This is a genomic window from Pseudomonas sp. 22072 (assembly GCF_052046095.1).
Lineage (GTDB): Bacteria > Pseudomonadota > Gammaproteobacteria > Pseudomonadales > Pseudomonadaceae > Aquipseudomonas > Aquipseudomonas paracarnis.
Genome location: NZ_JBQEQE010000011.1, coordinates 177,447 through 185,365 on the forward strand (window position 1 = coordinate 177,447; position 7,919 = coordinate 185,365).

General features: G+C 54.0%; 8 protein-coding genes and 1 pseudogene. 5 read left to right on the top strand and 4 right to left on the bottom strand.

The annotated features are described in order from the left end of the window. Window positions 1-14 precede the first annotated feature (14 nt). The gene (locus ACTJLA_RS14165) at window positions 15-380 is read right to left on the bottom strand and encodes a hypothetical protein (RefSeq protein ID WP_314549938.1); all 366 of its coding nucleotides are present in this window, start codon (window positions 378-380) and stop codon (window positions 15-17) included. Window positions 381-694: 314 nt separating this feature from the next. Further along, window positions 695-1,348 (bottom strand): cytochrome b, encoded by a 654-nt coding sequence (locus tag ACTJLA_RS14170; protein WP_314550036.1) that lies wholly within the window; start codon window positions 1,346-1,348, stop codon window positions 695-697. A gap of 329 nt (window positions 1,349-1,677) precedes the next feature. Between ACTJLA_RS14170 and ACTJLA_RS14175 the strand changes: the two genes are divergently transcribed. Next, the gene (locus ACTJLA_RS14175) at window positions 1,678-2,406 is read left to right on the top strand and encodes a hypothetical protein (RefSeq protein WP_089042004.1); all 729 of its coding nucleotides are present in this window, start codon (window positions 1,678-1,680) and stop codon (window positions 2,404-2,406) included. Between the two features lie 86 nt (window positions 2,407-2,492). Here the strand turns inward: ACTJLA_RS14175 and ACTJLA_RS14180 are convergent, their stop codons facing one another. Next, the gene (locus ACTJLA_RS14180) at window positions 2,493-3,035 is read right to left on the bottom strand and encodes a GNAT family N-acetyltransferase (protein WP_314549942.1); all 543 of its coding nucleotides are present in this window, start codon (window positions 3,033-3,035) and stop codon (window positions 2,493-2,495) included. Window positions 3,036-3,195: 160 nt separating this feature from the next. Here ACTJLA_RS14180 and ACTJLA_RS14185 point away from each other — a divergent pair, with 160 nt between their 5' ends. Next, on the top strand, window positions 3,196-3,429 hold the full coding sequence (locus ACTJLA_RS14185) for a hypothetical protein (protein ID WP_003192651.1): 234 nt from the start codon (window positions 3,196-3,198) through the stop codon (window positions 3,427-3,429). A gap of 6 nt (window positions 3,430-3,435) precedes the next feature. Here the strand turns inward: ACTJLA_RS14185 and ACTJLA_RS14190 are convergent, their stop codons facing one another. Further along, window positions 3,436-3,930, bottom strand: coding sequence for a GNAT family N-acetyltransferase (locus ACTJLA_RS14190; protein WP_314549948.1), 495 nt, complete (start codon window positions 3,928-3,930; stop codon window positions 3,436-3,438). Between the two features lie 119 nt (window positions 3,931-4,049). On the opposite strand from ACTJLA_RS14190, the pseudogene ACTJLA_RS14195 reads away from it, so the two are divergent. The 3 genes and pseudogenes from ACTJLA_RS14195 (at window position 4,050) to ACTJLA_RS14205 (ending at window position 7,074) form a co-directional block, all read left to right on the top strand. Further along, a pseudogene (locus ACTJLA_RS14195) lies at window positions 4,050-4,564 on the top strand (GNAT family N-acetyltransferase). Window positions 4,565-4,793: 229 nt separating this feature from the next. Then, window positions 4,794-5,954, top strand: coding sequence for a nucleoid-associated protein (locus tag ACTJLA_RS14200; protein WP_314549955.1), 1,161 nt, complete (start codon window positions 4,794-4,796; stop codon window positions 5,952-5,954). Next, window positions 5,947-7,074 carry a hypothetical protein gene (locus ACTJLA_RS14205; RefSeq protein WP_314549957.1) on the top strand — a complete coding sequence of 376 codons (1,128 nt, stop codon included), beginning with the start codon at window positions 5,947-5,949 and terminating at the stop codon, window positions 7,072-7,074. The genes ACTJLA_RS14200 and ACTJLA_RS14205 overlap by 8 nt, the downstream gene beginning before the upstream one ends. The last annotated feature ends 845 nt before the right edge of the window (window positions 7,075-7,919 follow it).

The following is a 7,919-nucleotide window of genomic DNA, read 5'->3' on the forward strand; positions in this document are numbered from 1 at the left end:
AGCCGTGGCGCGATTCAGATCCCCCGGAGAGTAGCCAGCCGCCGACGCCAATCGCCGCCATGCCGAAGGTGGCATTCCTCTTCGGAGTCGAAACTGACGCAGCGGGCGATGTTCGGGACGTGCACGTCGGCGTCATCCAGCGCGGCGGTAGTCAGCTCGCGCATACGGGCGTCCGCCCCGGTCGCAAGGGCGTGAGCCTTGCTCGCAACGCTGTCGAACACCCAGATCACCCGCAGGCTTTGGGGAAACGCGTGGTAGTCGACGGTGTGGGTCAACCAGTCGAAGCCCGGAATTTCGACCTTTGCGATCTCGCAGGCGTCGGTCAGGGCCGCGATGAGACGGCGTTCGATACGGGCGTGGTCGCGTGAGGCAGGCGGCATAAAGGAAATCCGTGAATCCTGGGAGTGGGTTGGGGCATCAGGCGATAGGCTGATCAGAGCGGGCGTTATTGAAGCGCGGGGCGCAAGCGTTGCCACTCATTCAAGCAATCCTCGGCAACGATATCCGGGTATCCCCGTTTGTGTTCCATCGCCAACGCGGTGGAGAAGGGTACCGCAATGCAAGTGGCCTGGTCATTGCACCGAAGTGTCATCGACCATCGGCCTGGTCACGGCGCGCCAGCATGGGCGGGCGAACAAGCCGGTGGTGTGGGAGCAATCCTGACAGCGCGGCCCTACCTGTGGGCCGCGTCACTTCAGTGCTGGCGCACCCCTATTGTCATACGCCGCAGCACCTGCTTATCGCCCTGCCTATAGTGCATGACCACCGCCCCGACATGCCCGAGGATAAGCACCAGCATTGTCCAACCCAGCAAGCTATGAAAGTTGCTGCCCAGATCAACCATCCACTGGATTTTTTCCCCCTCGAACCCCTCCATGACCGGCACGCCAAACGCAGAAAAAGCCCGGCCGGAGCCGTACTGGCGGATCATCCCGATCAGCGGGATCAGGAACATCAGTGCATACAGCATGCCGTGCCCGGCGGCGGCGAAACGGCTGATGCTGAGTGGGCGCCGGTGTTGGTTCAGCAGACTCCAGCCGGCACGTAGGATCAGCAACACCAGTAATAACAACCCTACGGGTTTGTGAAAGGGCCACAGCCATTTATCCAGCGTTGAGTCTGACGCCAGGTAATGGGTTATGGCTGAGCAATAGATCCACGCAAACAACAGGAACATCAGCCAATGCACTGCTCGGCTTACCGAGTCGTAGTGTTCACGTGACCCAGCAGGGGGTGCGCAAGTCGTCATTGTCGTATCCTTCTGGCGAGTCGCCTTGCGTTCTTTTTCAAGCGCATTGAGGCGACAGATGATAAGCGGCCAGAATGAATCTGGCGGTGACCAGATCATATACAAGGAGACACAGGCAGCGGTCGTGTCGAAACATCAAGAAAACATGCATCCCTCAGGGTGTGATCTGGATGCCCAACGGCATGGGCGTAGCCTGTTCAAATCCACCGAGTATTTTCAGCCGTACGCTCCCCACCTTCATGCCCGGTATTCAAAATGCCCCGTGGCGAGCCTTCGAGCATCAGGAATGCTTCGGGCGCGTGTTCGTTCTTGCGCAGGGCGTGGAACGATCAAAAGCTGTGGCGAGGGAGCTTGCTCCCGTGACGGCCTAAAGCTGACGCGTTTATGGTCGATAACCCGTATGAACCCGCTAATCAAGGACCGATTAAATGGCACTTTCCGTTAGCCCTGCCTATATTCCACCGGCCAATCTCAACCTCACGCCTTCTGAGCAGAAGCTGGTACCCCAGGCGTCGACGGACCCCGCCAAGCAAGCCCTGGCAAACGCCGGCCCCGCGGCCATTTACCATCCCAGTGAAGCGGCGACAACCACGGCACAAGCCCCGGAGGCCGTTGATACCTGGGTCGGTCGCTCCGAATCGCCGCACTTTCCTCGTTTCGTCGACCTGTTCAATGGCGCGCAAAGTGCGCTGAAAGCTTCCTTCCAGACATTCGAAGCGAACCTGGCAGCCACTGCGCCCGACCTGGCCAGCACCGGGTACGGTTTTACCGTTGAGGCTGACGGCCGGCTGAAAGTGCTCGATACGGCTGGCCAACTCAGCCGTGAGGCGACCGAGAGGCTGACGGTTCTGCTCAATCAATCCGTTGAGCTGAAAGCCACAGCCGTGGCCTACCGCAACGCCGCCATCGACATGGTAGACGCAGGTTCACCCTGGTCTGGAAGCACCCTGGGCTACTACAGCCTGACCAATGAAAACTTCGCCAGCACTATTGATCTGGCGCCCTTGTTCAGAACGCATGACCCGTCGGATATTAAAGCGGGCAGAAACCAGTTTTTCATAAACCAATTGTCTTCCAACGGCGAGCGCGCGACGCAAGAGACTGAGCGGGCGATGTTGGAGCGGCGTGCCGCCCAGGGGTTCAGCACCCAGGCTTGATCGGCGCAGCCTGCGCCTGTCGTCGAGGACCGATCGGCGGCAGTCAGCTCGCGCATGCGTGCGTCTGCCTCAGTGGCAGGGGGCGCTTATTGTTCAGGGTTGATCAACGATCTCAACGTATGGTCCTCCCAGATGCCACCGATTTTCAGATAGGCTCGCGCATGCCCTTCCTTTTCAAACCCCAGCGATTCCAGAAGGCGTTCACTTCGCACATTGCGAGGCAAATGATTGGCCATGATCCGATGAAGACCCAACTGCTCAAAGCAGTGTTGGTTAGTGACCTGAAGCGTTCTTTTCATCAGGCCACGGCCTTGGGCTGATTCCGCCAGCGAGAAGCCGAGATGACAGGCCTGAAAAACGCCCCTCACAATGTTCGTGTAGTTACACCGCGCTAGAACTTCTCTGCTCTCGGGTTCAAGCAAGAGGAAACACAGCGCGTTGCCAGCGTGCATATTGTTGACCTGTTGCTCGACCCTGGCCTTTGCGTTGCCCGTGGTGAAATATTCCTCGTCCCTGAGCGGCTCCCAGGGTTGCAGATGCCTGCGGTTGACGCGTTCGTAACGGCTGACCCTCTCGAAATCGTCGGCCCACAATGGCCGAAGGCAGTAGCCCTCAACGCAATACTCCATAAACCCCTCCAGATTTACCAATGCCCCAATCTGACTGCGTAGCCGCAAAGAATAGCGCCGCTGCGCGTAAAGCGACCCCTTTCATGGCAAACAGGTCTACCATGCCAGCCCCGGCAGTGGTTCCACTCGCTCCCGAACTCAATTTTTCAAGGTAGCGATAATGTCCATCGACCAGATCTCCCTCCCCAAAGGCGTCGGCCCCCACGCCGCCAAGCTGCTTGACGCTATTACTGGCGCCTCCACCCATGAAGAACTCAACCGTGCTGGCGGTAAAGCCGAGGGTTTTGTGCTGGGGCTGGAGGCCACCAAGGCGATCAAAAGCCAGATTGCAGAGTCGCTGTATGTGGCGTATGACGACGCGGCGAGCAATCGGGCTGGTGAGCTGAAGGGCTAGTGCCAGTCAGCCCATGGTTCTGGAATGAGCGCCAATCGCCGGAATAGGCTGACGAACATAATAATTGTCGAACTCACTGCTTTCGATGAATTGAAAGCCATGGCGAGTATAAAAGCGATTCGACGCGCTTTCTTTGAGAGCCCCCACTTTAATGGGAAGCGCAGCCGCATCCGCCTCTTTGAAAATCTGAGAGAGAACAGCAGACCCTACCCCTGACCCCTGCGCGCCCGGCCTGACATACAAGTGATCGAGCAAGAGTTCATTGGGGTGATGTTTCACCACTACGAAACCCACCCTCTCTCCAGACGCCTCGATATAGCGTGTGTCGCGAGCTTCAAAGCCGCCAACAAACCGCTCCCGCGCACGCACAGGGTCAAATCGCCCAACACGCTCCAGACTTTCGCGCATGGCCTCGATTCGAATAGCTACCAGATTATCCAAGTCGCTTTGTTGAACCGGGACCAAACTGATGGGGGAATTTTGATTGGGTGCGACGGGCATATTGGGTGCTCTAGCTACCATCCTGGGGGCTCAGTATAGAGAGCCTGATACTGATGAAGCGACCCGCATGGTATGTTCACGGCATACATGGAGTAACGGACCCCAGGAACGAAATGGCCATGCCAGTGGACACCCACGCAATCCGCATTCTCTCGCAACGCCTTAACATCGAGCCCTTCTGCGAGCAGGACGCTGTTGAGTCGTTCGCTTGTATCACTCCGGCACTGACTCGCTACATGTCCTGGGAACCGCCTGCCTCGCTGGAAGAGTACGCGCAAGTCTGGGGGCGGTGGCTGCCTGCGATAGCGGATGGCAACGACATTGTGTTTACGATCAGAGAGCGGGTGAATGCCCGTTTTACCGGCTTGGTCGGGCTGCACCATACTGGCAGCGGAACACCGGAGTTGGGTATCTGGATCCGTGAAGATAAACATGGGTTGGGTTTGGTGGTGAAGCGGTGCGGGCGGTTGTTCAGTGGGCTAGCCAGTGGGTGGTGGCAAAACACTTTATCTACCCTGTTGCGACGCAGAATCGTGCGAGTCGACGTATTGCTGAAGCTTTGGGGGGAGTCGTCATCGAAAGGCGGACGGCGGAAAAATATGATTCGGTTGTGTATCAGATACCGGGGGTTTAGCTATGGGCATTGGGTTTGCGATTACTGGCCTGCACGAACGGCAGAAATCGGCCAGTAGCGGACGACCAACCCCTCGGTTAGCCAATTGTGTGGATCGCCACCTTAAGCCGCATCCCGGCCGATCACTCCGACCAGATAGCATTCCCGTACAATCACCGTGCTACCATCAATAACTCTCAGCTGACGTCAGAAGCGTTAGGCATTCATAGTCAATACGGACGAGCATGGCATGGACGATCAATCACAAGTTACACCTGATGCTAATGCAGATGCACAAAATAAAAGCGCTGAAGTAAAGTCTCTTGTTGTGTTGAACGCATGTGCAGCGAAGTTTTTCAAGAAAAAACTAGGTGGTCTATCGTTCTACGATAGTAACAAAGGAAGCGATTGGGACCTAGCGTCTCCAATATGTGTCGATTTTGTAAATCTCATTGGCAAAAAGTTTTCCAGAACTGGAAGGATTTACGGATACGTAGATCCAAACATGCTCGCTGCTGCCGATAATTTCTCACAATATTCCAGCAATGCCGATTTTGACTCGCTTGTCACTGGCGTGATGGAGCGGTTGTGCCACGAAGCGAACGACCCCGCACGCAGCTCTCTCAACGAGGGCTACGTGGTATTTTCACACTATCGAGATTACCGGCAGGTGGATCATCTCTTGATCGTCATGCTCGGCAAAAGGGGAGGATATGATTTTGATGATGACACCAACCTTAATCCCAAAGGGACCGAGAGTTTAAACCTTCAAGATTTTCGCCAAGCCGCCTGTATGGACCTGACAGAGTTTAGAAAAGGTTTTCCGCAAAATACGGGTGATTCCTACCTCTATTTCATTAATGGAAACTCAAGAAGCGAATTTTTCAACGTCGCACTGGGTTGCTCCGATTCAATGCCAGGAAAAGTCTGCGTTGACAACCTAAAAAAAGCCCTAGGTGCATACCTTACGGACAATGCAGGTGATTTGCCGGCCTCGGAACGGCGCACCATTCACAACCGTGTTGTTAGCTATATCGAAAATAAAGCAGGCGAACGTGTGCACCTTTCTGAAATCCAGCACGTTATCAATAAATGCCTGCAACCGGGATCGCCTCACCTTGGCGGCCTCATCAAATTCATCTCAGAGAACTCTGAGCGCTTTAGGGTGAGTGAAGAATTCCAGCCCTCAGGTGTCGCCGCGAAGAGCATGGGATATGTCGATGTTAAACTGCCCTCGGGTGAGTTCGCGGGCCGTTTGAAGCTAGACGCCGTAGCCGTTGGTGACAGCAATGCCGACCTAAGCGTCGACAAAGATTTCGTGTACTTGAAGGTGAAGCTTCCAAGCGACGTATCCAACAGGCTCAGGGGCATAAACGCTGAAGATCCGTCGTCAGGCTCACAAAATGCTTGATCGGATCTCGCTGGAGGATGATCAGCTCATACTCGATACCTTGTCACTAGATATACAAGCCGTCCATGAGTTCCTAAAAGCTTATGGTTGTCACAGCCCCTGCGATCTGGATCTGATTGGGAATGAGCTTTTCCTACTTAAGCCCTCAGCATGGGATGAAGGCTACGTGCCGTTCTTTGCGAACGCCGAAGCGATGTGGCACTCGCTACGAACGCGCAGCGCAAAGCCTAATCACATGCATATCATCGGCATGGACCAGGTTCAGCATGCGTCGGTTTCCCGACTACTAGCCCTGTATTTTTTGGTTAGAGAAATACTCAAAACGCTCTGTCATAGCGAAGGCGACGACAGCCAGACTCTCAAATATATTTTCTTCAGTTCTAAAGAGTCACTTCTTACAAAGCTAGAAGTGTCATATCTGATGTCGAGTGATGAGCTACTAGCCATCGAGGTCGATGACAAAGGCGTGAAACATGCTCAAACGATGCATGCAGCCGCAATGGCCGATGAGGACGTTCATTGCGAGGAAAGGCGTCACGTTATGAGAGAAACGTTGACGGATTTTTTGAAAGAGGAAAAAAACTGCAATATCCGCACGATAATGGCATCCATCTCGATCTTTTACAAAAAATACAACGAGCGCTATAAGGTTTATGTAAGCAAATTTTCGGTAAACAAAATTCTGACTGAGATCGAAAGTGACTGTGTTAGCTTTTTAGGAAAGGTTCAAGATGCAATCATTGCGCAGCAAACTAAAGCATTTGCTGTACCTGGTGGCATAGTAGCAGTAGGTGCTATTTTGAAACCTGCTACAACCGCATGGGACTATCTCGTAATACTCGTAGGACTGATCATTTCGACCTGGATGATCACCTCTTTAAACAATAACGTAATTAGTCACATCAACCTACTTTCGGACGAATTCGAGCGCTCCACTAAAAAATACGATGACATCGTCGTGGGCGTGGAAGACATTCAAGAAAAAATTGAAGACTCAAGAAAAAAGCTCTTGACCGCCTCCGATTCAGCCAACTCCAAGCTTAATGGGCTAACCCGCATATGCTGGCTGATTTTCATATTGGTAAGCCTGATCTTGCTAAAACGCTTCATTGAGGCGTGACCGGCTTTGAAGAAACGGTACGCTACTGCATTAGCTACCGTTGACGGCTGGCAACTATCTGCCAGAAGCAGACGGCCGATGTCGTTCTAGTTTCGACTGAGTTGAGCTTGCGCTATAGACGACTATCGCGAGCGTTAGAGTCTGTCGCCTGATTGGGTGCATTCACTTTCGCAATTTTTCAAGCGATAGTCTTGTGGACCCAATCCTCATCCTATCGCTTTCCAATAAACGAGCTGCTAAATAGATGGCTTTTGGCCGCATGGCTGATTAACATCGGGATGCCTCGCCTGCTTGCTGGTGCAGCCGCCTCACAGCACTGAACCAAGTTTGACAGACGCCAGCCATCTCTCTTCGGAGGTTGCTGTCCGGGTCGCGACCAAGATCGCCGTTAAGGCTTCGCGGTCTCCCGAAGGTAAAGAGCACCGCTCGACTGCTGCGTCAATAACCGTAACTCTGTCTGTACGTTGGGGTCACCAGACGGTTAGCAGCTTTATTTTCAGCGTGGTGTTCGATGTTCAGCCGCACGGCGCGCGCTTGACCGCGAAACCCAAAAAGGTACGATTTTCACCTTGGCGGGCCCTTCGGAGGACAATATGCGGTCGTGCAAAAACGTGCCAACCTGGCGCATGGCGCGAGTTTAGCCGCGAGGCCCAAAAAGCTACGATTTATCGTATTTTGACGGATTCTTTAGGGGTAATCATGCGTTTATGCAAAAACGTGCCAGCTTGGAGCTCGCCGCATCACGGAGTTTCGTGACTGCAATCAGCCTCGCCTGCTTGCTGGTGCAGCCGCCTCACAGCACTGAACCAAGTTTGACAGACGCCAGCCATCTCTCTTCGGAGGTT